At 73.5% G+C, this 23,296-nt stretch carries 19 protein-coding genes; 7 read left to right on the plus strand and 12 right to left on the minus strand.

All coding sequences use genetic code 11. From position 1 onward, the window contains the following. Positions 1-179 precede the first annotated feature (179 nt). Genes galK through ABZ635_RS20245 form a run of 4 tightly spaced genes read right to left on the minus strand, consistent with a single transcriptional unit; the run spans position 180 to position 3,960 of the window. Positions 180-1,322, minus strand: coding sequence for a galactokinase (gene galK, locus ABZ635_RS20230; protein WP_357767347.1), 1,143 nt, complete (start codon positions 1,320-1,322; stop codon positions 180-182). A gap of 3 nt (positions 1,323-1,325) precedes the next feature. Beyond that, on the minus strand, positions 1,326-2,351 hold the full coding sequence (gene galT / locus ABZ635_RS20235) for a galactose-1-phosphate uridylyltransferase (RefSeq protein WP_357767350.1): 1,026 nt from the start codon (positions 2,349-2,351) through the stop codon (positions 1,326-1,328). Continuing rightward, a complete protein-coding gene (locus ABZ635_RS20240) occupies positions 2,348-3,316 on the minus strand; it encodes an EamA family transporter (RefSeq protein ID WP_357767354.1) in 969 nt (322 codons plus the stop codon). Before ABZ635_RS20240 ends, galT begins: the two co-directional genes overlap by 4 nt. Then, positions 3,313-3,960 (minus strand): nitroreductase family protein, encoded by a 648-nt coding sequence (locus tag ABZ635_RS20245; protein ID WP_357767357.1) that lies wholly within the window; start codon positions 3,958-3,960, stop codon positions 3,313-3,315. Before ABZ635_RS20245 ends, ABZ635_RS20240 begins: the two co-directional genes overlap by 4 nt. 78 nt (positions 3,961-4,038) lie before the next feature. Here ABZ635_RS20245 and ABZ635_RS20250 point away from each other — a divergent pair, with 78 nt between their 5' ends. Next, positions 4,039-4,545 carry a MarR family transcriptional regulator gene (locus tag ABZ635_RS20250; protein ID WP_357767360.1) on the plus strand — a complete coding sequence of 169 codons (507 nt, stop codon included), beginning with the start codon at positions 4,039-4,041 and terminating at the stop codon, positions 4,543-4,545. A 94-nt stretch (positions 4,546-4,639) separates the two neighbouring features. Here ABZ635_RS20250 and ABZ635_RS20255 read toward each other — a convergent pair whose 3' ends face one another. The 3 genes from ABZ635_RS20255 to ABZ635_RS20265 all read right to left on the minus strand — a co-directional run bounded on the left by ABZ635_RS20255 (position 4,640) and on the right by ABZ635_RS20265 (position 7,152). Further along, positions 4,640-4,828: a CsbD family protein gene (locus ABZ635_RS20255; RefSeq protein ID WP_357767362.1), complete on the minus strand. Its 189-nt coding sequence runs from the start codon at positions 4,826-4,828 to the stop codon at positions 4,640-4,642. 110 nt (positions 4,829-4,938) lie between these two features. After that, entirely contained in the window at positions 4,939-5,742 is an 804-nt protein-coding gene (thiD, locus tag ABZ635_RS20260) for a bifunctional hydroxymethylpyrimidine kinase/phosphomethylpyrimidine kinase (RefSeq protein WP_357767365.1), read from the minus strand. 156 nt (positions 5,743-5,898) lie between these two features. Beyond that, positions 5,899-7,152: an NAD(P)/FAD-dependent oxidoreductase gene (locus ABZ635_RS20265; RefSeq protein WP_357767454.1), complete on the minus strand. Its 1,254-nt coding sequence runs from the start codon at positions 7,150-7,152 to the stop codon at positions 5,899-5,901. A 259-nt stretch (positions 7,153-7,411) separates the two neighbouring features. Here ABZ635_RS20265 and ABZ635_RS20270 point away from each other — a divergent pair, with 259 nt between their 5' ends. From ABZ635_RS20270 to ABZ635_RS20280, 3 genes are all read left to right on the plus strand, one after another. Next, entirely contained in the window at positions 7,412-8,017 is a 606-nt protein-coding gene (locus ABZ635_RS20270; RefSeq protein ID WP_357767368.1) for a TetR family transcriptional regulator C-terminal domain-containing protein, read from the plus strand. A 1-nt stretch (position 8,018) separates the two neighbouring features. Beyond that, positions 8,019-9,320: a DUF418 domain-containing protein gene (locus ABZ635_RS20275; protein WP_357767371.1), complete on the plus strand. Its 1,302-nt coding sequence runs from the start codon at positions 8,019-8,021 to the stop codon at positions 9,318-9,320. A gap of 74 nt (positions 9,321-9,394) precedes the next feature. Next, positions 9,395-10,561 carry a hypothetical protein gene (locus ABZ635_RS20280; RefSeq protein ID WP_357767374.1) on the plus strand — a complete coding sequence of 389 codons (1,167 nt, stop codon included), beginning with the start codon at positions 9,395-9,397 and terminating at the stop codon, positions 10,559-10,561. Between the two features lie 158 nt (positions 10,562-10,719). Here the strand turns inward: ABZ635_RS20280 and ABZ635_RS20285 are convergent, their stop codons facing one another. Continuing rightward, positions 10,720-11,844 (minus strand): hypothetical protein, encoded by a 1,125-nt coding sequence (locus ABZ635_RS20285; RefSeq protein WP_357767376.1) that lies wholly within the window; start codon positions 11,842-11,844, stop codon positions 10,720-10,722. 146 nt (positions 11,845-11,990) lie between these two features. After that, positions 11,991-12,788: a TIGR03084 family metal-binding protein gene (locus ABZ635_RS20290; protein ID WP_357767379.1), complete on the minus strand. Its 798-nt coding sequence runs from the start codon at positions 12,786-12,788 to the stop codon at positions 11,991-11,993. A 136-nt stretch (positions 12,789-12,924) separates the two neighbouring features. On the opposite strand from ABZ635_RS20290, the gene ABZ635_RS20295 reads away from it, so the two are divergent. Continuing rightward, the gene (locus ABZ635_RS20295) at positions 12,925-14,088 is read left to right on the plus strand and encodes an acyl-CoA dehydrogenase family protein (protein WP_357767381.1); all 1,164 of its coding nucleotides are present in this window, start codon (positions 12,925-12,927) and stop codon (positions 14,086-14,088) included. A gap of 20 nt (positions 14,089-14,108) precedes the next feature. After that, positions 14,109-14,822: a TetR/AcrR family transcriptional regulator gene (locus ABZ635_RS20300; protein WP_357767384.1), complete on the plus strand. Its 714-nt coding sequence runs from the start codon at positions 14,109-14,111 to the stop codon at positions 14,820-14,822. A 258-nt stretch (positions 14,823-15,080) separates the two neighbouring features. Here the strand turns inward: ABZ635_RS20300 and ABZ635_RS20305 are convergent, their stop codons facing one another. Then, a complete protein-coding gene (locus tag ABZ635_RS20305) occupies positions 15,081-15,269 on the minus strand; it encodes a hypothetical protein (RefSeq protein ID WP_357767387.1) in 189 nt (62 codons plus the stop codon). Between the two features lie 328 nt (positions 15,270-15,597). Beyond that, entirely contained in the window at positions 15,598-20,463 is a 4,866-nt protein-coding gene (locus tag ABZ635_RS20310) for a hypothetical protein (protein ID WP_357767390.1), read from the minus strand. A 213-nt stretch (positions 20,464-20,676) separates the two neighbouring features. Here ABZ635_RS20310 and ABZ635_RS20315 point away from each other — a divergent pair, with 213 nt between their 5' ends. Beyond that, complete coding sequence (locus ABZ635_RS20315; RefSeq protein WP_357767393.1) at positions 20,677-22,071, plus strand: CoA transferase; 1,395 nt, start codon at positions 20,677-20,679, stop codon at positions 22,069-22,071. A 247-nt stretch (positions 22,072-22,318) separates the two neighbouring features. Here ABZ635_RS20315 and ABZ635_RS20320 read toward each other — a convergent pair whose 3' ends face one another. Next, a complete protein-coding gene (locus ABZ635_RS20320) occupies positions 22,319-23,278 on the minus strand; it encodes a nucleoside hydrolase (RefSeq protein ID WP_357767395.1) in 960 nt (319 codons plus the stop codon). Positions 23,279-23,296: the final 18 nt, after the last annotated feature.

The raw sequence follows: 23,296 nt of genomic DNA on the forward strand, positions 1-23,296 counted from the left end.
GTCAGAAGGGCGTCAAGGTCGGTCGTCACACACTGATCCTCGACGCCCTTCGTCTTGCCCGCAGGCGTTTCAGAGATTTCCCATCAACGATCTAGGGGGTCTGGACCGCCTTTCGGGCGCCTACCCGCCGCCGTCCGCCGTCCGCGGCCGGTCCCGCCCCTGCCCCGACCCGGCGCTGGTCAGGCCAGGCGGCGGGCGCCCGACGACGGCGGCGCCGCGAAGACCGCCGGGGCGGTGTACCCCCGTTCGCCGAAGGCCGCGCGCACCGCCTCCCCGCAGTCCCGCGCGAGCTCGGCGTCCACCAGCGCGACGACGCAGCCCCCGAACCCTCCGCCGGTGATCCGCGCGCCCAGCGCACCCGACGCCAGGGCGGCCTCCACCGCGGTGTCCACCTCGGGCACACTCACCTCGAAGTCGTCGCGCAGCGAGACGTGGGAGGCGGTGAACAGCGGGCCCGCCTCCCGTGGGCGCCCGGCCCGGAACAGCGCGGCGGTCTCCAGGACCCGGGCGTTCTCGGTGACCACGTGCCGTACGCGGCGGCGTGTCACGGGGTCGGTCAGGGTGTCGAGGGCCCGCGGCAGCTCTTCGACGGTCACGTCGCGCAGCGCCCGCACCCCCAGGGCCCGCGCGGCCTCCTCACAGGAGCGCCGACGCTCGGCGTAGGCCCCCTCCACCAGACGGCGCGGCGCCCGGGTGTCCACCACCAGCAGCGCCAACCCGTGGGCGGACGGGTCGAACGGCACCTGCCCGGTTTCCAGCGAACGGCAGTCCAGGGACAGCGCGTGCCCCTCGGTGGCGAGCATCACCGCGGACTGGTCCATGATCCCGCAGGGCATGCCCACGAACGCGTTCTCCGCGCGCTGCGCCAGCCTCGCCACTCCGACCGGGTCGGGGCCCGGCGGGTACAGGCCGGTGGCCGCCAGGACCGTCGCGCAGCACACCGCCGCCGACGTCGACAGCCCTGCCCCCGCCGGGACGGAGCTCTCCACGAGCAGGTCCATCCCGCCGATCCCGTACCCCTCCTCGGCCACGGCCCACAGCGCCCCCGCCGGGTAGGCGGCCCAGCCCGGCACCGTCCCGGGGGAGAGGTCGGCCATGCGGGCCTCGAAGGAGTCTGGGAACTCCCGCGAGCGCATCCGGACCCGGCCGTCCGAGCGGCGCGCGGCGGCCACGGTGAGGGTGTGCGGCAGCGCGATGGGGAGGGCGAAGCCGTCGTTGTAGTCCGTGTGTTCGCCGATGAGGTTGATGCGCCCGGGGGCCGCCCACACCCCGTCCGGCTCGGAGGCGAACGCCCGCCGGAACGCCACCGCGGGGTCGTGCACGGTTCAGGCCTCCCGGAGGCGGTGGGCGGTGGACTCGGGGGTCACGTCCTGGCTGAACACACCGGCGCCGGACTCGGTTCCGGCCAGGTACTTGAGCTTGCCCGGGGCGCGGCGCACGGAGAAGAGTTCGAGGCGCAGCCGGGCGAGCCCGCGCGCCTCCGGGTCGCGCGCGGGGGCCTGGTGCCAGGCGGAGACGTAGGGCAGCGGGGCGCCGAACAGCCGGTCCGCGCGGCCGAGCAGGTCGGAGTACAGCTCCGCCAGTGCGGTGCGTTCGTCGCCGTCCAGGGCGGGCAGGTCGGGCACGGCCCGGTGGGGGTAGACGTGCACCTCCACCGGCCAACGGGCGGCCTCGGGGACGAAGGCCGTCCAGTGCTCGTTGCGCAGCACCACCCGGGGCCCGGCCGTCTCGGCGGCCAGGATGTCGCCGAACAGGTTGCCTCCGGTGGCGGCGCGGTGCCGCCGGGCCGAGTCCAGCTCGCGTTCGGTGCGGGGTGTGACGAAGGGCAGCGCGTAGATCTGGCCGTGCGGGTGGTGCAGGGTCACGCCGATCTCCGGGCCCCGGTTCTCGAAGACGTACACGTGCGCCACGTCGGGGCGGGCGGACAGCGCCTCGGTCCGGTCGGCCCAGGCGTCGACGACGGTGCGCAACCGCCGGGGGCCGAGCGCGGCCAGCGAGGTGTGGTGGTCGGAGGAGAAGCAGACCACCTCGCACCGGCCCCCGGGCCCGTTCAGCGCGGGGAAGCGGTTCTCGAAGACCGCGACGTCGTAGGAGGGGGAGGGCACCTCCGTGCGACGGCCGTCGCGGGAGGGGCACAGCGGGCACTCGTCGCTGGGAGGCAGGTGCAGACGGTCCTGGCGGTGTGCGGCGACGATCACCCATTCGCGCCGGAGCCGGTCCCAGCGCAGCTCGGAGCCGGAGGCGACCGGCGGCAGCTCCCGCCGGTCCGGGGCGTCCTCGCGGTCGTGGCCCTCCTCGTCGTAGTAGACGATCTCGCGGCCGTCGGCCAGCCGTGCGGAGGACTTCCTCATCGTGCTCCCCAGTGGCTGGCCGTGTCTGTGGGATTACCGTGCCCGGTGCGCCCGTGGGCTGTCAATGGGGGGAACGGGACTCTCTCGCGGCCGGGGCGCGGGCCGTGCGAGGTGAACTGGACCAGCAGCACCGCGCCGACCGCGGTGAGGGCCCCCGCCCCCTGCATGACGGTAAGGGTCTCACCGAGCACGAGGAACCCCAGGAGGGTCGCGGTGAGCGGGCTGGCGAACGAGAGGAACGACGCCGCCAGGGCGGGCAGCCGCTCCAACCCCCGGAACCAGAGCACGTACGCGAGCAGGGCGCCGATCAGCCCCAGGTAGGCGTATCCGGCCAGGTTGGCCGCGCTCAGGCTCGCGGGCAGCCCCTCGAACAGCAGCGTCGGCGGGAGGAGCACGAGCCCGCCGGCGGTGAGCTGCCAGCCGGTGGCCCCGAGCAGGCTGACCCCTGGGGGGCGCCCCCAGCGCTTGGTGAGGACGATCCCGGTGCCCATGGACACGGCGGCGGCCAGACCGGCCAGCACCCCGACCGGGTTCAGCGCCGTCTCGGGGCCCACCACCAGCAGTCCCACCCCGGACGCGCCGAGCACGCAGGCGAGCAGGTGGGTCGGCCGGAGCCGGTCGCCCAGGAGCAGCGCTGCCAGGAGCAGGACGATCACCGGCTGGACCGCCATCACGAGCGCGGCGACCCCGCCGGGCAGCAGGTAGGCGGCCACGTAGAGGAGGTAGAGGAAGGCACCGATGTTGAGGGTGCCCAGAACCAGCGAGCGCCACCACCACACCCCCGAGGGCAGGGCCCGGGCGAACAGCACGAGAAGCAGACCGGCGGGGAGCGCGCGCAGGAGCGCGGCCAACAGGGGGCGGTCGGGTGGGAGGAACTCGGTGGTGACCAGGTAGGTGCTTCCCCAGACCATCGGCGCCAGGGCGGTGAGCAGGGAGTCACCCGCGATGCGCGCGCGCCCGTTCACAGTGCCTTCCCGTAGCGGTCGCCGAAGGCGAGGCGGTTCAGGGGCAGGCGGCCGGGGTGGGGGCGGCGTTCGGCGGGGTGCCCCACGGAGAGCAGGAGGGCGACGGCGAGGTCGTCCCGGTGGTCGGCGCCGATCGCCCGGAGTACCTGGTCCTCCCGCCAGCCGTTCATGGGCGAGGAGGCCAGCCCGAGCGCGGTGGCGGCGAGCATGGCGTGGGTGGCGGCGATCACCGCGTCCTTGACCGCGTACTCGCGGCCCAGACCGCGCGCGTCGAGGTCGCGTTGGAAGTCGATCCCGGAGGTGGCGGTGGCCCGGAGGAAGTCCTCGTCCCAGGCCCCGTTGTCGCGGGCGGCCCGGTAGACCTCGTCGAGGTCCTCCTTCCAGCGGCCGGTCTCGGCGAGGAAGACCAGGGTCAGGGGGGCTTCGCGGGGTTGGCGCTGTCCGTGGGCGGCGAGGGAGAGCGCCTCCCGTACGGCGGGGTCGCGCGCGACCACCACCGACCGGGACTGGAAGTTCCAGCTGGACGGTGCCTGCATGGTGAGTTCGAGGAGTTCGGCGAGGACGTGCTCGGGGACCGGTTCCGGGTGGAAGCGGCGGACGCTGCGCCGGTCGCGGATGGCCTCGGTGACGGTGGGGGGTGTCATCGGTGCAACTTTCGGTGTCGAATTGTTCGATGTCGAAAGGCGCCGAGGACGTCAAGGTCGCGGCGCTATGATCACCGGATGAACGACGCCGTCGACCTCTTCCTCGCCCAGTGGGCCCGCGAACGTCCCGACCTCGACGTCTCCCCGATGGGGGTGATCGGTCGGATGAACCGCTTGCAGCGGCTGCTCGGGCGCGGGGTCGGCGAACTCCTGGCCGAATACGACCTGGAGCGCTCGGAGTTCGACGTGCTGGCGACGCTGCGGCGGTCCGGGGAACCGTTCCAGCTGACCGCCAAGGACCTGGTCAGGATGATGATGGTGGGCTCGCCCGCCATGACGAACCGGGTCGACCGCCTCGTGAACAAGGGGCTGGTCCACCGCGAGACCGACCCCGCCAGCAGGCGCCGGGTCCTGGTCACCCTGACCGAAAGGGGTCGGGAACTGGTGGACGACGCGGTGGCCGGGCACGTGGCCAACCAGGCGCGCCTGCTCGACGGCCTGAGCGGACAGGAGCGGGAACAGCTCTCCGGCCTCCTGCGCACACTGCTGCTCTCTCTGGGCGACACCGCCCCCGAGGTGCCCTGACAACGACGAGGGGGAGGCCCCGTCCGGGTCCTCCCCCTGATGCTGAGCGTCCCGGGCACGGCCCGCGTGCGGGCGCGGTGTCCGGAAGCCGGTTCTAGTCGCGCTTGTCGTTCGGGGTCAGGGCGTCCTTGACCTTCTCGCCCGCCTGCTTGAGCTTCGACTTGGTCTGCTCGGCCTTGCCCTCGGCCTGCCACTGCTCGTTGCCGGTGGCCTTGCCGAGGCCCTCCTTGGCCTTGCCCTTGAACTCGTCGAACTTGTTCTCGGCCTTGTCGCTCTCGGACACGCGAGCCTCCTTCGATCGGATGCACTCACAGCCCTGTCCGATTCACGCGGAAACATTCGCGATCGGTGCGACGGATGTGGCCGAAGTGACCAAGGGCACCCGGTGCGGGCTCAGGCCCGGGCGGGCGCGACCGGCACGACCGAGGCGAACGGGGCGTGGGTGGTCAGCCGCTCGGCGATGCCCTCGCGGACCATGGCCTTGGCGGTGCGCACGGCGTCGCCCACCTCGGCGCCCTTGGCCAGTTCGGCCGTGATGGCGGCGGCGAAGGTGCAGCCCGCCCCGCTCACGCGCTCCTCGCCGATCTTCGGGGCGCTCAGGACGGTGACCTCCTCGCCGTCGAAGTAGACGTCGACCGCGTCGGGGCCGGGCAGCTCCGTGCCGCCCTTGACGACCACGTGCCGGGGGCCGAGTTCGCGGATGCGGCGGGCGGCCTCCACGAGGTCGTCGACCGTCTCGATGGACTCCATCCCGGCGAGGGTGCGGGCCTCGAAGTGGTTCGGGGTGATGACCGTCGCCAGCGGCAGGATCTGCGCCGTCAGGGCCTTGTCCGTGTCCAGTGCGGCGCCGGGCTCCTGACCCTTGCAGATCAGCACCGGGTCGAGGACCACGTGCCGCCACGGCTGACGGGCCAGCGCCTCGGAGACCACGTTGATGGTGTCCGGGGTGCCGAGCATGCCGATCTTGACGACGTCGAGGTCGTGGCAGCTCGTGGCGGCCTCGATCTGGTCGGCGATGACACCCGGGTCGACCGGGACGAACCGGTGGCCCCAACCGTTCCCGGGGTCGAAGGAGACGATGCAGGTGATCGTCCCCATGCCGTAGACGCCCAGTTCCTGGAAGGCCTTCAGGTCAGCCTGGATACCGGCGCCGCCGGTGGCCTCCGACCCTGCGATCACGTACGCGCGGTTGGTCATCGCCAACCTCCCTCTAACTTGCTGTGCAGATGCGCGGTGTCGGGGCCCTCGCGGGTCACGAACCCAGGGGATATTGCATCACAACTGTTCATTTCCGGCACAACGTGCATGGTGCGGTGAACGCGAGGCCAGGCCCCGCAGGGCCTGCCGACACCCTCACCACGCGGCCAGCAGGCCGTCCGTGGTGTCGTAGCCGCTGACGTAGGCACCCTCCACGGTGTTCTCGCCGGTCGTCGGCTCGCCCGCGAAGTACAGCACCCCCTCCAAGGGCGCGGCGAGGGCGTCCGGCGCGTCGTGCGCGCCCGGCGGGACGTAGAGGTAGGCGCCCCGGCTGAACACGTCGGCCGCCCAGTCGTGGGTGGTGCGGGCGACCGGTGCGGGCGGCTCCTCCCCGAGAGCGCCGGACAGCGCGTCCAGCCCGGCGGCGAACCGCTGGGCGAGGGGGAGGGCGAGGAGTTCGCGCGCCCGCTCGCCGGCGGCCCAGGCCACCACCACCTCGGGGTTCTCCCGGGACAGGCACCAGAACACGAACCCCGTGTCCTCGTCCCACCCCAGGGCGTCCTCGTCGGCGGGAAAGACCGCGCGGTCGAACTCGTACACGAGCTTGAGGGCGTCAGTGCGGTCCAGGGCGCCGACCGCGTCCCGGTGTCCGGCGGGCAGCTCGGGCTCGAAGACCACGTCACCCGCCTTGAGGACCCCGATCGGCAAGGTGACCACGCACCGGTCGGCGCGCACGCCCACGGTCCCCTCCGGCGTGGCCGCGGTCAGTTCCACACCCCGGCCGGACCACCGCACGCGGCGCACCGCGTGCCCCAGCCGGACGTCCAGGCCGTGCGCGAGCGGGGGCAGGAGGCCGTCGTAGCCGCCGACCACCCGGAAGTTCTCCCGGGGCTCGGACCACCAGTCGAAGAGCCCGTAGTCGCGCATCCACCTGGCGCTCCACCGGTCCAGGGCCTCGTTGTCGATGGACACCGGCGGCCACCGGTCCTCCGGGACGCCCATGCGCCGCAGGTAGGCGGCGGCGTCCTCGTCGTCGCGGGGCTCCTCGGGGGTGGGAACGGGAGCGGGCACACCGTCCCCGGCGTGCATCCGGACGGTCTCCACCCCGGCCTCGGCCACCAGTTCCCAGGTGTAGGCCTCGCGGCCGTGGATCAGTCCGGCGCCCAGCTCGACCGGGACCGAACTGAAGGAGTGGTCGGTGTACAGCTGGCCGCCGATCCGGTCGCGGGCCTCCAGGACGATCACGGACAGCCCGTGGTCGGCGAGGTTGCGTGCGGCTGACAACCCGGTCACACCGGCACCGACCACCGCGACGTCCCAGCGCTCGCGGGCGGCGTGGGCCGCCCCGCCGAGCACGGCCGCTCCGCCCAGGAGTACGCCGCCGCCGAGCAGGAGGGACCTGCGGCTCAACGCGCGACGTGGAGCGCCGCCCTTCTGCCGCCCGTCCGCGCTCACGCCGCCTCCACTCGGTGCGGCCCCCGGTACGGAGGCGTCGTCCTCCGCATTATCGGTGCGGACCCCGACCGGTGCGGACCGGGCCGGACCGGTCGGAGCGGGTCCGGCGTCGGGAGCGGGCGGGTCGAGCCCGACGGGTGAGAGCCCTCGGAGAGGGTGTGGCCGGAGGCGGCCACCGGTTGCGCGAATAAAAATATGCTCGTAATATTTTTATATGCCACGCACCGCTGACCACGACGAGAGACGGCGCCAGGTCGCCGAGGCCCTCCTGCGCACCATCGCCCGCAAGGGCCTGGCCGCCACCACCTTCGCCGACGTCGCCGACGAACTCGGCTCCTCGGTGGGGCTGGTCCAGCGCTACTTCCGCAGCAAGTCCGACCTCCTGCGCTTCGGTGTCGAGCACCTCTACCAACGCGGCGCGGAACGCATCGACGCGGTGGAACGGGTCGCGCCCGTCCGCCACCACATGTTCCGGATCGCGCACACCCTCCTGCCCCTCGAGGAACGCCGCAGGGAACTCACCGTGTGGCTGGAGTTCCTGCCCACCGCCGTGCGCGACCCCGAGATGGCCGAGCTGCACGGAACCACCACCCGCACGCTGGTGGAGGGGCTCGCCGAGGGGTTCGAGGCGGCCCAACGGCTGGGGGAGCTCTCCTCCGACCTCGATCCCCGCGCCGAGGCCGCCGCGCTCGTCGCCCTCGCCGACGGCCTCACCCTGCACCAGCTGGCCACTCCGGACCTGTTCGACGACGCCACCGCCGAGCGCGTACTCCGGCGGCACTTCGACCGCCTCTTCGCGGCGACCACGGAGAACACCTGACATGACCGGCCACGACACCGCTCCCCGGCGTACGGGAACCGGGGAGCACGCCCCCCACGGGAGGCCCTCCGGCGCACCCGCCCCCGGTCGCGCGAACGGCACCCCCGAACGCGCCGCCAGCGGGCGCGCACCCCGCGACCGCACCCCCGGCGGCGGTCGGCTGCCCCTGCTGGACGTGCTGCGGGGCGTGGCGATCCTCGGCACGCTCGCCACCAACGTGTGGCTCTTCGCCGGACCCGGCGGTGACTCCGTGATCCTCTACGGCACCGACGACCTCAGCCCCTTCACACCGTTCCACGCTGACCCCTCCGCGGCCACCCTGGCCGAGGGCGTCTTCCGAACCATCGCCAACGGCAAGTTCCTCGCCCTGCTCACCCTCCTGTTCGGAGCGGGCCTGGCCATCCAGTTCGATTCGGCGGCGCGGCGGGGCGCGCGCTGGCCGGGCCCCTACCGGTGGCGGGCCCTGTTCCTGTTCGTCGAGGGCACGGTGCACTTCACCCTGGTCTTCGCCGGAGACGTGCTCATGGGGTACGCGGTGGTGGCGCTGCTGGTGGCCTGGCTGCTCACCCGCTCCGAGCGGACCAGGAACACGGTCATGTGGGTGTCGGTCTCCCTGCACGTGGCACTGATGGGGCTGGTCACCGCGGCCCTGACCACCCAGGCGACCGGCCCTTCTGCGGTGCCTCGGGAGGCGGTCGAGCTCTACGCCCACGGCTCCTACCCGGACCAGGTGGCGTTCCGCCTGGACCACGCGGTGGGTCTGCGTCTCGAACCCGTCCTCACCTTCGGGCTGATGGTGTTCATGTTCCTGCTGGGAGTGCGGCTGTTCCGCACCGGGGCGTTCACCGACACCCCGGCGGGGCGGGCGATCCGCGCCCGCCTGCTCAGGTGGGGCATGGGCCTCGGTGTCCCGCTCACCGCGGCCACCGCCCTCGCCGGTCCGGACTGGCTCCTCCTGGACCGCTACGTGGTGGCTCCGCTCGTCGCCGTCGGGCTCATCGGCCTGATCGGACTCCTGCTGGACCGGGCGAGCGGCACCGGGCCCGTGGCGTCGGGGATCTCCTCACTGGGCCGGATGGCGATGACCGGGTACGTGACCCAGAACGTCGTCCTCATGTTCGTCTGTTACGGCTTCGGGCTCGGACTCGCGGACCGGATGGCCGACACCGGACGGTGGTGGGTGCTGGTCCTGTGGGCGGTGGTGTCACTGGCCCTCGTCACGGGGGCCCAGCTGTGGCTGCGCCGCTTCCGCCAGGGGCCGCTGGAGGCGCTCCAGAAGAAGGTCCTCTCCCGCGCCCGTTGAGGCCGGAACACGCTCCCGGTCGCCACCCGCACATCGGGCCGAACCTCCGCCGGTGGCACGGAGTCACACGGAACATGAGCCACACAGAGACCCTCCCGGCCTTCCTGAACCTGTTGGCCGCCACCTACGCCGAGTACGACGTCGCGGCGACGCCCCTCCCGCCCGCCGTGGTGCGCCTCCCCCTCCCGTCGGAGGACGGTGAGGAGCGGTACTTCGACATGGACTGCGCCACGATCCTCACCGACATGGAGTCCGTCCCGGCCGAGGAACACCCCGACTACGCCCAACAGATCGTGTTCGGCATGATGCGACAGCTGCGCTCGCGCGGCATGGCCTTCGGCACGCACTACCCTCCGCTGTCCGGCGACCACGTCCGCCGGGCCCTGCTCGCGGCCTTCGCCCAGCGCGGCTTCGACGCACGGTTCCACGACCCCCAGACCGTGGTCGTGTCCCGGCACGGCGGACAGGGCGGGGACGTCGGCCCCGCGACGCTCCGCGTCCACCGCTACCTCTCCGCCGTCGAGGAGGCGGGCGAACACGAGGCGGAGCGGCTCGCGTCCGCCTACCTGGACGAGGTGGAGGCCGACCTCGCCTCGGGGACGGCCACCGAGGTGCCCGTGGAACGGCTACGGGTCCGGGTGTACCGGCGGGACGCGATCCCGGCGGAGGCCCTGGACTCCCTGGTCACGCGAGCGCTCACCCCCGAGCTGGTCGAGGCGGTCGTGGTCGACCACCCCCGGAGCATCGCCCTGTTCCAGCGCCGCCAGCTCGGCGACCTGACCCCGGAGCGGGCCTTCGCCGCCGCCGTGGAGAACTCCCTGACCGACCCCTTCGAGGTCTCCGAGAACGACCTGCTCGGCACCCCGATCATCCATATCGGCGGCCCCGATCAGGAGTACACCCTCGCCCACCTGCACGTACTGGACCGCTACCTCGGTGAGGCCCCGCACGGGGCGCTGGTGGTGGTCCCGTCCCCACCGGTCGTCATGGCGCACGTGCTGGGTCGCGGCCACCCCGTGGCGGCGATGGAGCACATGCAGGACCTCGTCGAGCGGTTCGTGTCGGACGCGCCCAAGCCGGTCAGCTCGAAGCTGTACTGGTGGCACCCGAGTTCCGGGGCCAAGGGGTTCCCCGACCTCCGTGAGGTGGCGGTCGAGGTCGACCACGAGAAGCGGTCGGTCACCCTGCACGCGGGCGACGACGAGTTCAGGGAGCTCCTCGGGACGCTGATGCGGGGGTGACGCGGGAGTAGGGGCCCGGCCCGGGACGAGGAGCGGCGGGCCGAGCCACCCCGTCCCGTCGGCGCGGGGCACGGTCGCGTTCGCTTCGCTGGCGTGGCGGGCCCACGCGCCCCGGCGCCTCGGTCGAACTCGCGCACCCGTGTGGGCGCGGGCCCGGTTCAGCTCACCTCGCCCGTGTCGGCACCGACCGGGGCTTGGGGGGCCTGCTCCGCCGGTCTGGACGCCCGTCTTCTCGAGGCGACCACCCGTACGGTGAGCCCCTCCCTGCGGCAGGCGCTGGCGAGGGAGGAGTCGCTCCGCTCCCGCACGTTGTACCGGCGGCCGGTGAGGTCCACGGTGGCTCCGGAGGCCCTGATACGCGGAGCGATCCGGGGCAGGAGGGTGTACAGCTCACCGGGCATGGGCTGGCGGCACACGCCCTCGCCCACCCATCGGTCGCCGTACATGCGGTGGTACTCGGAGAGCCAGGCGGCCAGGCCGCCCTCGGGGACGATCCGCCCCGTGGCCAGGTCGTCGTCGATGCCGAGCGTGGCCAGTACGCGCAGCCAGGCGCCGCCGTCGGTGATCGAGTCCGGGAAGAGCTCGGCCAGGTGCTGGCGGACGGTGTCCTCCGGGGCGGCCGTCGCGAAGAGCTCGTCGGCGTCGTCCAGGACACGGTCCGGGATTCCGCGGCCGCGCGCGGCGGCCAGCACCCGGCCCAGGTCGCGGGCGCGTTCGCCGTCTCCGAGCCCGGCCCTTCGACCGGAGGTGCGCAGCTGGGAGACCAGGGCGGCGGGAAGAGCGGCCCCGCCCCGGGCGTAGGCCTCCAGGAGGAGCACGAACTCCCGGTGCGCGTCCGCGGGCTCGAACAGGGAGGTGAGTCTGCGCCGTTGGGCCGACAGCTCCTTGGCGGGCAGGGCCCGGTGCCGGGCGAAGAACAGGGCGTTGTCGACGGTGTGGTCGGGGTCGAGGGGCAGTCCGTGCTCGGTCTCGGCCCCGCGTGCGCGGGAGTAGGCGGTGCCCGCCAGCCGCGGGTTGCCCCGTGCCAACCGCTGCCCGATAGTGTCCCAGGCCCAGGGCAGGTGTTCGACTGGGAGTTCCAGGGCGTCGATGGTCTCGCCGACGTGGCCCAGGAGTCTCGCCGCCCGTGTTCCGCGCAGGGTGAGCCGTTCGTAGGCGTCGGTCAGCTCGCGGGCCTGGGGCAGGCGGGCGGGGTCGTGCGCGCTCGTCCAGTCCGCGTGGAGCGTGGAGGGAGGGGAGCCGGAGAGCGTGGAGGGAGGGGAGTCGGGGAGGGTGTGGGGCATGGGTCGAGTATCGCAAGTACGGAGGACAGATCGACGTTGTGCACAGGCTGGGTTCCATGTGACATGTCGGTCGGGTTCTGCACCGGGGGCGGTGGAGCGTTGCCGTCGCTCCACCCCCCGACCCGGTCCCGAGATCACCACTGAGGTCACCCCTGGGGGAACTGGCCCGGGCGGCGCCCCGCCCCCGGGCCGCCCGCGTAGGTCTGTCCCACCTCCAACCACTCCCGCGCCGCCGGGCCCTCGGCCTCCAGCCCGGTGTCGTCGGGGTGGCGGCGGCGGGTCAGCACCAGGCAGAACTGCTCGGCGTCCCCGCGCACGACCGCCCCGGCCCCCTCGGGTCCCATCCGCCACGCGTCACCGCCCGGCCCGGTGAGCTCCACCCGTACCTCCTCGCCGGGTTCGGGCAGGCCCCGCACCAGGTAGCTGTAGGAGCGGGTGCGCAGGGCGAGGTGCACGACGTGGCGCAGGCGGTCGGTGGCCGCACGGGTCACTCCCAGCGCGTCCGCCACGTCCTGGCCGTGCGCCCAGGTCTCCATCAGCCGCGCCGTCGCCTTGGAGGGCACGCTCATCGGCGGGCCGAACCACGGGACCCGGGTCCCGGCGGGCGCGTCCAGGAGGGCGGCGCGGAGCGCGGCCGAGGCGGTGACCCAGCGGTCGAGCAGCGCTCCCGGCGGTAGGGCGGCCAGCGGTGCGGCGGCCGAGTCCACGTACCCCTCGGGATCGGCCAGGGCCGCCTCCAGGACCGCCGCGAACCCCTCCGGATCGGTCACGGCGGTCAGTGCCGAACCGTCGAAGAAGGCCAGGTGGGCGACCTGGTCGGCGATGCTCCAGCCGGGTGCGGGGGTGGGCCTGGACCAGTCGGCGGGGTCGGAGCCCCGGAGCAGCGCGGCCAGGTCCTCCTGTTCGGCACGCAGGTCCTCGACGAGGGCGGCGGTGTCGACCACGGGGGCTCCTCACCGGGACCAGTCGGCCCCAGATGTTGACTGACTTGTCATGTTCCGCGCACCATAACAAAGTGTGAGCTGGATCTCCCAGGGGGTTCGGCCGACCCTCCCGCGACACGGATGCGAGTGTGCGTACATGACCGCGACCGACTCCCCCCGGACCGACCGCTGGAACACCCCCGACCGCGCGGCGCTCCGGGAGACCGTGCGGGCCTTCGCGGCCAAGGAGATCCTGCCGCACGTCGAGCGCTGGGAGGACGAGGGCGAACTCCCGCGCGACCTGCACCGCACCGCCGGAGGACTCGGCCTGCTCGGGCTCGGCCAGCCGGAGTCCGTGGGCGGCGAGGGGGAGATGATCGACCAGCTGATCGTCTCCGAGGAGGCGGTCCTGGCCGGTGTGCCGACCGGGGTCCTCGCCTCCCTGTTCACGCACACCATCGCGCTCCCCGCCCTGGTCGCGGACGGTCGCGAGCACCTGGTGCGCGACTACGTGCGGCCCGCCCTGGCGGGCGATCTGATCTGTTCGCTGGGCGTCACCGAACCCGAGGCCGGGTCGGACGTGGCGCACCTGCGCACACGGGCGGTCCGCGACGGCGACTCCTGGGTGCTCAACGGCTCGAAGACCTTCATCACCTCGGGCTACCGGGCCGACTTCGTGACCGTGGCCGCGCGTACCTCCGACACCGGGCACGAGGGCATCTCGCTGTTCGTCGTGGACCGCGGGACCCCCGGGTTCACCGCGGCCCGCAAACTCGACAAGATGGGGTGGCGCTCCTCGGACACCGCGGAGCTCTCGTTCTCGGACGTGCGGGTGCCCGCCGACCACCTCGTCTGCGGGGAGGACGAGGGGTTCCTCCAGATCATGCGCCAGTTCGCCAGCGAACGCATCGGCCTGTCGGTGCAGGCCTGCGCGGTGGCGCGCCGGTGCGTGGACCTGTCGGTGGCGTGGGTGCGCGAACGCGAGGCGTTCGGCGCGCCGCTGTCACGGCGACAGGTACTGCGGCACCGTCTGGTGGAGATGCACCGCCGGACCGAGGTGGCCACCGCCTACGTACGGGGGATCGCCGAGCGGCTCCAGGACGGCGAGCCGCTCGTCTCGGAGGTGGCGATGGCGAAGAACACCGCGACGGAGGCCATGGACTACGTGGTGGACAACGCCGTCCAGCTGCACGGCGGAGCGGGGTTCATGCGCGGGACCGAGGTGGAACGGCACTACCGGGACGCCCGGGTGTTCAGCATCGGGGGAGGCACCTACGAGATCATGAACGAGGTCATCGCGAAGTTCCTTCCCCTGCGGTGACCACGGAGCGAGGGGTGGCAGTGGGACGACGGACGCCGACGGGCAGGCCTCCCACCGAACGCGGACGGCGCACACGGGGGGTTCTGGTGCACGCGGCCCGCGAGGTGTTCGAGGAGCGCGGGTTCGAGGAGACCAGGGTCGCCCTGATCACCGGCCGGGCCGGGATCGCCTACGGGAGCTTCTACACGTACTTCGACTCCAAGGACGAGGTGTTCCACGAGGTCGCCAAGGGGGTGGCGGGGCAGATGTTCGACGCGGCCCGATCCGCCGCGCCGCCCGGCACCGACCCCGTCGAACGGATCAGGCACGCCACCGGCAGGTTCCTCGCCGCCTACCGCGACAACGCGCGGATCATGCAGGTCATCGAGCAGATTTCGCCGCGTCACCCGGTGTTCCGGACGCTCTTCCTGGAGATCCGGGGGTTGTTCGTCGAACGCATCTCGTCGGGGACCCGCCGTCTCCAGCAGGAGGGGCTGGCCTCGGCCGACATCGACGTGGAGACCACTGCCAGCATGTTGGGCGGGATGGTGGAGCACACCGCCCGCGTGCTGTTCCTGTACGGGGAGGAACACGACCCGGATGTCGTGGTGGAGACCGCCACCCGCCTGTGGGCGCGCGGGATCGGACTGGAGTACGCGCCTCCGGGGAGCGCGGCGCACACGGGCGCGGAGCGGTGGGAGGACGAACACCTCCGGCCCCGGAACCGGAGCGGCGCAGGGGACGGGAGGTCGTGACGCGCTCGGGTGAAACGACTGCTCCTCGGTCGATATGCGTGCGCGGCGGTGGTGCGGGGCCCGGTGTGGGCGCCGGGCCCCGCCCTCGTCGTTCGGTCGGATCGGGACGACGGTGGCGTGGGTGGGGTCTGGCCCACGACACCGCGGTGTTCAGTCCGAGGAGGGGACCGGGGGACGGCGCGGGTGGCTGGCCTCGGCTGGCCTCCCGGCGCCGACGGAGCCCCCGGCCTCGGACGGGCTCCGTCCCGGCTCAGCGCGTCAGGTGGTGCCCCTGCCGTGGCAGTTGCCGCACGTCACCCACTCCCGGATACCTCCGGAGCCGGTGACCCAGCTTCCGCCCTCGCCGTTGCACGTGCCGCAGATGCCGGCGCTGGGCAGCGGCAGCACCCTCCCGGCACGAGGGGCCGCCGTGGCCCGAGCCTGGCACACCGGAGTGATCGTCGACATCCGTGGAACTCCTTCTCTTCGGGGGCCTGGGGGTGGACCATCGGGAGACCCGATGACCCGGCCCCGGTCCACACGGTGACCAGGGCGGGAGCGTGTCGACCAGCCCGACGGCCCGACACCGTCGGCGCCGGGTGGTCGAGATGAACGACGTCCCTTCCCCCTCCTCCAGCACCTCGACGGGGAGCACCCCACGGCACGGGGTGTTCGAGGTGCTACTGGGATTCTTTCCGAGAACGGGCCTCTCTCACCACCGAAGTCCCCGGATTTCTCCACACCAGCACCCTGACGCCCTGACATCCCGGCACCGCGCCGCTCTCCCCGGTGAGGATCAGCCGACTCCGCGCTCTCGCCAGGCCTCGGCGAACATCTCGTGCGGGGGAGCCACCGGCAGCGCCCGGCTGAACGGACCGTGTCCCGCTCGCCTTGAGTCCGTGCCGATGAAGTGGGACTCCAGCTTGGCCGTCTCCATCGGTGGGAACGGCGCCTTCAGCTCCGTCCACCCGCCCGGTAGGAAGAGCGTCCGCCCGGCCCGGGAACGCCTTCGGCGCTCGACCACCCCCCTGGCGAGCAGGTGCTCCTCCGCCTTCCGGTGCCGGTCCGTCCCCCACCCGTTCCACCGGCGCACCCTGCCGTCCGTCGGGTGGGCCAGCGCGAGGACTTGAAGGTAGAGCGTCGCCGCGTCGTCGTTCACCCTCAGCCGCTCGGACACCTCCGCCACGAGCTCCGGGGCGCTCAGGCGCGGGTCGGCTTCGAAACCACCCGCCGGAACCGGGGTGTTCGCGGCCCGTTCGACCATGCGCGTCAGGCCACCGCCACAGACCACGCGCGTCTGGCGGACCAGGAAGGCCAACTCGTGCCATCCGCCCTCGTCGAGGCCGCGCAGACAGCGGTCGACGGCCTCGTCGTCGAAGAACCCGGCGAGCAGGAGCATGACGTGCGAGAACCGGTAGGCCCTGTGCTCGGGGACCACGAGCACGCCGTCCGACCAGAGCGCGTGCCCGGTGCCCGGCTCGATGGTCCCCCCTGCGCCCACCCTGATCCTGGTGCCTTCCACACTGACCCTGACCTCCCGCGCTCCGGTCAGATCGATCCACTTCTCGTCCTTGCCCGCGCTGACGTAGGCGGGTGCGGGAACGACGACCTGCGGCGACCGGAGCCGACGGACCATCTCGTCGTGGACGAGGTCCGCACGGGCCCGGCCGGGGTGGCCCACCGGGAGCTCGGTGAGCGCCCACACCAGTAGCGAGGCCGTGTACAGGTAGGGGCGTACCTGGTTCTCCGGGGAGAAGAGGTAGACCTGGCTGTCCGTGGCCGGGCTCACGGGGTACACGCCGTCGGAGCGGTCAAGCATCAGGGGGCGTTCCCACGGTCCGTTCGGGAGCGGGATCGCGACCTCCCCGGCTCCGGTGTCCGCGCGGGGTTCGGGTTCCCCGCCGCCGGCGGAGGCGTCCGCAGCGGTCTCCGCGGCCCCACCCGAGGTTTCGCGCTCAGACGCGCCCCCCGGTCCGGTCAGGAGCGCCGCCCACTCCGGACCCAACCCCAGGTCCTTCTTGACCAGGGCCGGGAGGTCGTCCTTCTTCGCCTTCCTGGCGGACGCGGAGGGCCGGACCCCGAGGAGCTCCACCCATACCCGGGCCATCCGTTCGGCGGCTCGCACCATGCCGCCGTCCTCCCACAGGTCGGCCGGGTCAGCGGGCACGGCCGATCCCAGGAGCCGGTTCGTGTCCGCCGCGGAGAGCGTCGCCCCGGTCCTGCGGTACTCGGTCTGCGCGGTCTTGCTGCTGGGGAGCGCCCCCGGCCAGCCAGCGCCGCCGGTCAGGACGAACTCCGCCACGGGGCGCATCACCCCGGTGTGCTGGCGGAAGACCTTGACCGCCTCGGCGGGGACCTCCACGGGGCCTCGGCGTTCCCACGACTCCAGGAAACCGCGCAGCCTTCCCGCCTCGTCGCGCTCCACACGCAGGGGCTGGGCCTCCTCGGCACCTTCCGGCGCCGGGGCCGTCGCGGGGCGCAGATAGCCGTAGCGACGCTCCGGGAGGTAGCGCCCGGACCAGTGCGGTGCGGCGGCGTTCGCGTAGCGCTGTCGGTCTCGGGGCGGATCGGTCACCACCGCCCGGCCTGTCGCCAGCAGGGGGCCCAGCGCCGCGCCGGTGGCGGTGCCCGTGACCCACTCCGTGCCGGGCTTCGTGAAGGGCTGGTCCGCCAGCGTGCGTACCAGCGCCACCAGAGCGTCCCGCCGATCGTCCCCGGCGGACCCGGTGGCCAGGCGCCAGACGAGGGCGTCGGTCAGACCCAGGAGACGGGTCCAGGGCGCCGCCGGAGTTCCGGGCGGGCCCAGCCGCCGGTCGGGCTCACCGGACCGGCCCTCCAACCGGGCGCCGTCGGCGGCGATCGCCGTGATCAGGCCGGACCTGTCCGGGAAGCCGAGCGTGAAGGTGTCGTCCGGCAGCAGCCCGGCCAGCGCGTCGGCCAACTTCCGATCCGGGACCTCCCCGGCCGGGCGGGGCAGCCGCCCGGACCGGACCCGCCCCGTGCGGTCGGCCATCGCCTCCGCCGTCAGACGGAGTTCCACGGCCCACAGCACCGCCCACACCACGCCCTCGACGACCTCCGGGTCGGTGACCTCGGCAAGCACGCGCGGCAGGGCCTCGCGTACCGCTGCGGCACGGGCCCGGGCGATGCCGTCGGCGACCTCGGGGAGCGCGACGTCCGGAGCCGGGTCCTCGGGTACCGGCGCGGCCAGGGCGCTCTCCAGAAGGAGGCGCGCGGCCTCGGAGTCCACCGCGCGCAGGGCCCGGCTGGTCGCGGGATCGCGCGGGGCCAGGAAGTGCCAGTAGGCGGGCGGCGGCACGAGGGGGCGGCGGCCCACGGCGTCGAGTTCGCGCAGCCTGCCCTTGGGATAGGACCAGACCTCCCAGACCAGGGAATCGTCGGTGGCGTCCCGGCACTGGAGCACGGTGTGACCCGACTGCCAGCGGTAGGCGAGGAGCCCCTCGGCGGGGTTCTCGGGCATACGGACGACACCCCAGTAGATGAGGTCCCGGTGGTCCGAGAACGCGGCCCGACGGCCGTCGGTGCCCTCGATCGCGCGATCGGGGTGGCGGTCGTCCGCCTCTCCGGGGCCGGTCCACACCGCCCTGGCCCCGGCGAGCCCGTCCTTGGCGCCCAGCGGGGAGTCGTCGACTCCGTCGGGCAGCCGGACCAGGTGCAGCCGCGTGGACAGGAGGGCGGCGTAGTCCAGGCGCTCCTCTTCGGTGAGGAAGTCGGGTCCGGAGCTCCCCGCCGGGGCCCCGGTGGCCGCGTCGACCTCGGGGGCCGGGGTGTCCCAGTGGTTCGGGTCGTTCCACACCCGCACGCCGTCGGTGGTGTGCTCTCCTTCGTAGGTGATGCCGGTGCGGTCGCCCGGGTAGAGGATGCGGTCCTTGTCGTAGCGGCCGCCGTCCGGACTCTCCAGTACGAGACCGAGGTCGTAGTGGTGGGCGGTGCCGCTGTTGTACAGGGCGGGGTCGGGCCCGGTCGAGAACGTGTCCTCGGGGGCCGAGCACCAGAACGCGCGCGGTCGGCGGTCGCCCCAACGCTGGTGGTCCTCGGCCTTCCACCAGGTCACCAGGGCGTCGCCGCCGACATGGTGCACGACGTGCGCGGCGGCCTCCTCCGGCAGGTGGAACCGGTGGGTGCCGCGCCGCCCCGCGTGGTCGACGGTGATCGCGGTGTCGCGGCCGTACACGGTGAGGGCGGGCCACGTGGAGGTCGCTCCCAGGACGCCCCCGGGACGGGCCGCGACCTCCGCGACGGCCTCCTCGAAGGCGGGCCAGGTGTGCTCGGCGGGGACACCGAACCGCAGGGTGCGGGCCAGTGGCTCGACCATGTCGAGTTCGGCCAGGGATGCGGGGAGGCCTTCCAGGGCGGCCATCACCGGGTGGGAGAGGTTGAGGTCCAGGGCGGACAGCTCCAGTTCGACCTCGCCGAGCGGCACCGATCGCAGGCGGGCGAGCCGCCCGCGCGTCTCCTCCACGAGGTCGGGGTCGAGCTGGGGCGAACGGGCCAGCCGGACGGCCTCGCGGATGGGCCGGGTGCGGTCCTCGGGCGCGTCCACCGCGATGCCGAGGTCGTCACAGGCGATGAGGAGGCGCCCGTTCACACGGTTGTGCAGGTAGCGGCCCTCGAACAGGCGGACCGGGGCCGCCTCCGCGCGCAGCCGGGGGGCCAACCGGGACAGCATCGTGAACAGTTCCTCGGGGAGCTCCTGCTGGCCCACCGTGTTGCGGGACCACAGGTGCCCGTACATGAAGTGGAACTCCGACAGCCAGGCCGCGTAGCCGCCCTCGGGTCGCAGACGGCCCTCCACCATGGCGTCGGCGATCCCCGAGGTCTCCAACATCCGCAGCCAGGCGGCGCCGTCCCCGGCCGTGGTGGGGAAGAGGGCGGCGATCCCGGCCGTGTGCTCCGGGCGGGGCGGGGCCTTGGTGAAGGCGGCCCCCGCCTGGTTCAGCAGACCGTCCGGCACGGGGTTGCCGCGGGAGTCGGCGAGGAACCGGCCGATGACGCGGGAGGTCTCCTCGGCGGCGGTTTCCGGGGCCAGGTCCAGGGACCGTACCGAGACGCGCACCTGGGAGACGAGGTCGGCCGGGGGCGGGGTGCCCACCGAGGCGCGGTTGTGGGGTGATCGCACGGCGGCCGCCGCCACGGCGCCGCCGGAGGCCCAGGCGTCCAGGAAGCGGACGAACTCGCGGTGCGCCTCCTCCGGTGTGCGGTGTTCGGCGAGCCGGTCGCGGTGGGCGCGCACTTCCGAGGCGGGCAGTACGCCGTGCCGTGCGAAGAGGAGGGCGTTCTCGGCGACGTGGTGGGGGTCGCGGGTGAGACCGTGCCGCGACTCCAGCTCGCGCGCCCGGAGGTAGGCGGCGGCCGCGTGCCTGGCCGCCTGTCCGTCCGCGTGCCCGCCCCTGTGCCTGAGGAGGCGGTGGGCGACCGTGTCGGCGAGCCAGGGCCGGTGCTCTGTGGGAAGTCCGGTTTCCCTGAGCCAGCTGTCCATGTACCCCTGGAGGTATCCCGTGTCGTGGGGCGACGTGCGCAGCTGCTCAGTGAACCGGTCGAGGAGGCGGCGTGCCTGGGGCTCGTGTTCGGGGGAGTGGGACCGGACCCAGTCCAGGTAGAGGGTGGACGAGGAGGGGTCGGAGGGGAGAGGTAGGGGCATGCCGGGAGTATCGCACCGTTCGGTGACAGACCGTGTCCCTTCCTTCGGGCCTGTGGAGGAGACCGGTGAGGAGGCCGGTACGGCGGGGACGGGCACGGGTGTCCGTGGTGTTCGGGAGGCCCGAGGGATGCGTGTGAGGTAGTGGACACCACCGTTGTCCACAACCCGGAGCCGACCGCTGCGGCGCCGCGCCCGGACGGGCACAATGGCCCCATGATCACCCCCAGCGGAGTACGAGACGAAGCGACGGCCCGGGCATGGCAGGCGATCGGCGGCGCGCCCGAACTCACCGAACGGGTCTCCTACCGGGGCGCGGGCGAGGTGCTCCCGGCCGCACTGCCGGTCCGTGAACTCGCCCGGGCCACCGTGGGCGTCTGCTCACTGGCAGCCGCCGAACTCCTGGCCACGCGCGGCCACGGGCCGGTTCCCCCGGTGACCGTCGACGAGGGCGCCGTGGCCACCTCCTTCATCAGCGAACGCCACCTGCTGGTGGACGACCGGGCCCCGACCCCCTTCGCCCCGCTGTCCGGGTTCTGGCGGGCCGCCGACGGCTGGGTGCGCACCCACGCCAACTATCCCCACCACCGTGCCCGCCTGCTCGCCGCCCTGGGCATGGCCGAGGACACCGGTCCGGACGCGCTCGCGGAGCGGCTGGCCGCGATGCCCGCGCGTGAGATCGAGGAGCGGGTCTACGCGGAGGGCGGCCTGGCGGTCGCCGTGGCGCCCGCTCCCGGAGACGGTGGGGAGCCCGGGGCCGAGGGGGCGTTCCGGGCCGCCGGGCTCCCGCTCGCCGAGTCCAGTGTGCTCGGCGGGGACGGCGGCCGCCGACTGCCCGAGGGACACCTGCCCGCCAGCGGGGTGCGGGTCCTCGACCTGACCCGCGTCATCGCCGGACCGGTCGCCACCCGCACCCTCGCGCTGTTCGGCGCCGACGTGCTGCGGGTGGACTCCCCGGACCTGGAGGAGGACCCGGACAGCCACACCGACACCGGCATGGGCAAGCGCTCCACCCTGCTGGACCTGGGAACAGACGAGGGGCGAGCGAGTTTCGAGGCGTTGCTGGAGACCGCCGACGTGGTGGTCACCGGCTACCGGCCGGGCGGGCTGGACCGCCACGGACTGGCCGCCGAGGAACTGGTCGCCCGACGCCCCGGGCTGGTCGTGGCCCAACTGTGCGCCTGGGGCGGGACGGGGCCGTGGGCGCGGCGAAGAGGGTTCGACAGCCTGGTGCAGGCCGCGAGCGGGATCGCGGCGATCGAGTCGGGCCCCGAGGGACGCCCGGGGGCGCTGCCCGCCCAGGCCCTGGACCACGGCACCGGCTACCTGCTCGCCGCCGGGGTGTTGCGGGCCCTCACCGACCGGCAGACCGACGGCCGGGGCCGCCACCTGAGGTTCTCCCTGGCGGGGACCGCCGGATGGCTGATGAACGACATCGCTCCGGTGCCGTCGGACGGGGGCGGGTACGACCCCGCCGCGTGGCTCACCGAGAGCCCGTCCGCGTACGGAAGGCTGCGCCACGCGCTCCCGCCGGTCTCCTACGAGGGCGGTCCGGCTGGCTGGGAGCACGCGTCCACCCGGTGGGGCGGGGACACGGCCGCCTGGCTCTGACGGCTCCGCAGGGCGTGCCGCCCCTGGAGGGCCGGTTTCCGGAGGCGGCGCCCCCGGTCCGGCCGTGGGGGTGGGGGCGTTCGCGGGAGCACCGGGCGGGGGTTGCCCTGGCTGGGCCAGTCCCACGGAGGCGGCGCCTCCGGGGCCGTGGGGTACGGGTGGGCGTCGGGAGAGCTCGGAGCCCTCGGGAACGGAGGAGGACCGCGAGGGCCGGTCCTGAGAGCTGGCCTGGGGCCGCGGGCCCTGATCACCCCTGCTCGGCACCGCCGCCCTCGGGCAGGAAGAGGGCGTCCTCGAGCCAGCGGTTGAAGGGGGCGTAGGTCGCGGAGGCGCTCAACCACACTGGGGCACCGCCCGGGGCGAGGGACATCCTTCCCCGGTCGTCCAGAGCCACCTCCGCCCGGTCCAGGTGAACGAACGGCAGGTCGAGCGCGGCCGACAGCGTGAGGGCGTCGTGCTGGATGCTGCCCGGATGGAAGGAGTCGAACCAGAGGTCGAGGTGGCGGTGGAGCAGCCCCTGCCAGGTGTGCTCGCCGAACACCGACAGGCGCCGGTACAGCGCGCTGTCGCGGTCCACCTCGATGTCGGTCCGGAAGGTGACGTCCGAGATGACCAGCCGGACACCGGTGAGCCGCCCCCGCCCGATCGCCGAGAAGACCCGGTGCGCGGCGCCGACGTCCATCCGGATGTTGTGCTCGGCGACGGAGGGGTTCCGGTAGTTCAGGGCGCCGCCCATCTGTGTCACGCACAGGCGCTCCCGGGCCTCGGGGACCTCCGAGAGTACGAGGGCGAGGTTGCTCAGCGCCCCCATGCCCACCCAGCGCACGACTCCCTCGGTGCGGGAGAGGAGGTCGCGGACGGCGCCCACGACGTCCCGGGGCTGCGCGGGCACCTCGCCGGGAACCAGCGTCCCGGCACAGAAGTAGCGGGTGCCGCCGGAACCGTGGCCCGCCACGACCGGGACGTCGGGTCTTCCCAACAGGTCCAGGAGCCGTCGGGCCAGACGCGACCGCTGGCCGTACCCGACGCTCCCGCCGGTCTCGTCGTTGGTGAGAACCAGGGCCAACTCGGGCACGGAGCGGGCCGCCGCAGCCACCGCCACGGCGTCGTCCGGGTCGCCGCCGACGTCGGTGTCGAGCACGATCGGAGCCCTCCGCCCGCCCAGCGGTTCGTCCACGGTGCGGTCGGTTTCCTCGGAATGCGGCATGGGGTGTCCGTTCCTGGG

The sequence above is a fragment of the Nocardiopsis sp. NPDC007018 genome (assembly GCF_040635075.1).
In the GTDB taxonomy this organism is placed as follows: Bacteria; Actinomycetota; Actinomycetes; order Streptosporangiales; family Streptosporangiaceae; genus Nocardiopsis.

Bases quoted from the DNA above. Each gene is read 5' to 3' on its own strand.
- ABZ635_RS20270 (WP_357767368.1), top strand. From the start codon at position 7,412: ATGCCACGCACCGCTGACCACGACGAGAGACGGCGCCAGGTCGCCGAG.
- ABZ635_RS20280 (WP_357767374.1), top strand. From the start codon at position 9,395: ATGAGCCACACAGAGACCCTCCCGGCCTTCCTGAACCTGTTGGCCGCC.
- ABZ635_RS20320 (WP_357767395.1), bottom strand. From the start codon at position 23,278: ATGCCGCATTCCGAGGAAACCGACCGCACCGTGGACGAACCGCTGGGC.
- ABZ635_RS20285 (WP_357767376.1), bottom strand. From the start codon at position 11,844: ATGCCCCACACCCTCCCCGACTCCCCTCCCTCCACGCTCTCCGGCTCC.
- ABZ635_RS20315 (WP_357767393.1), top strand. From the start codon at position 20,677: ATGATCACCCCCAGCGGAGTACGAGACGAAGCGACGGCCCGGGCATGG.
- thiD (WP_357767365.1), bottom strand. From the start codon at position 5,742: ATGACCAACCGCGCGTACGTGATCGCAGGGTCGGAGGCCACCGGCGGC.
- ABZ635_RS20245 (WP_357767357.1), bottom strand. From the start codon at position 3,960: ATGACACCCCCCACCGTCACCGAGGCCATCCGCGACCGGCGCAGCGTC.
- ABZ635_RS20295 (WP_357767381.1), top strand. From the start codon at position 12,925: ATGACCGCGACCGACTCCCCCCGGACCGACCGCTGGAACACCCCCGAC.
- galT (WP_357767350.1), bottom strand. From the start codon at position 2,351: ATGAGGAAGTCCTCCGCACGGCTGGCCGACGGCCGCGAGATCGTCTAC.
- ABZ635_RS20310 (WP_357767390.1), bottom strand. From the start codon at position 20,463: ATGCCCCTACCTCTCCCCTCCGACCCCTCCTCGTCCACCCTCTACCTG.
- ABZ635_RS20250 (WP_357767360.1), top strand. From the start codon at position 4,039: ATGAACGACGCCGTCGACCTCTTCCTCGCCCAGTGGGCCCGCGAACGT.
- ABZ635_RS20275 (WP_357767371.1), top strand. From the start codon at position 8,019: ATGACCGGCCACGACACCGCTCCCCGGCGTACGGGAACCGGGGAGCAC.
- ABZ635_RS20305 (WP_357767387.1), bottom strand. From the start codon at position 15,269: ATGTCGACGATCACTCCGGTGTGCCAGGCTCGGGCCACGGCGGCCCCT.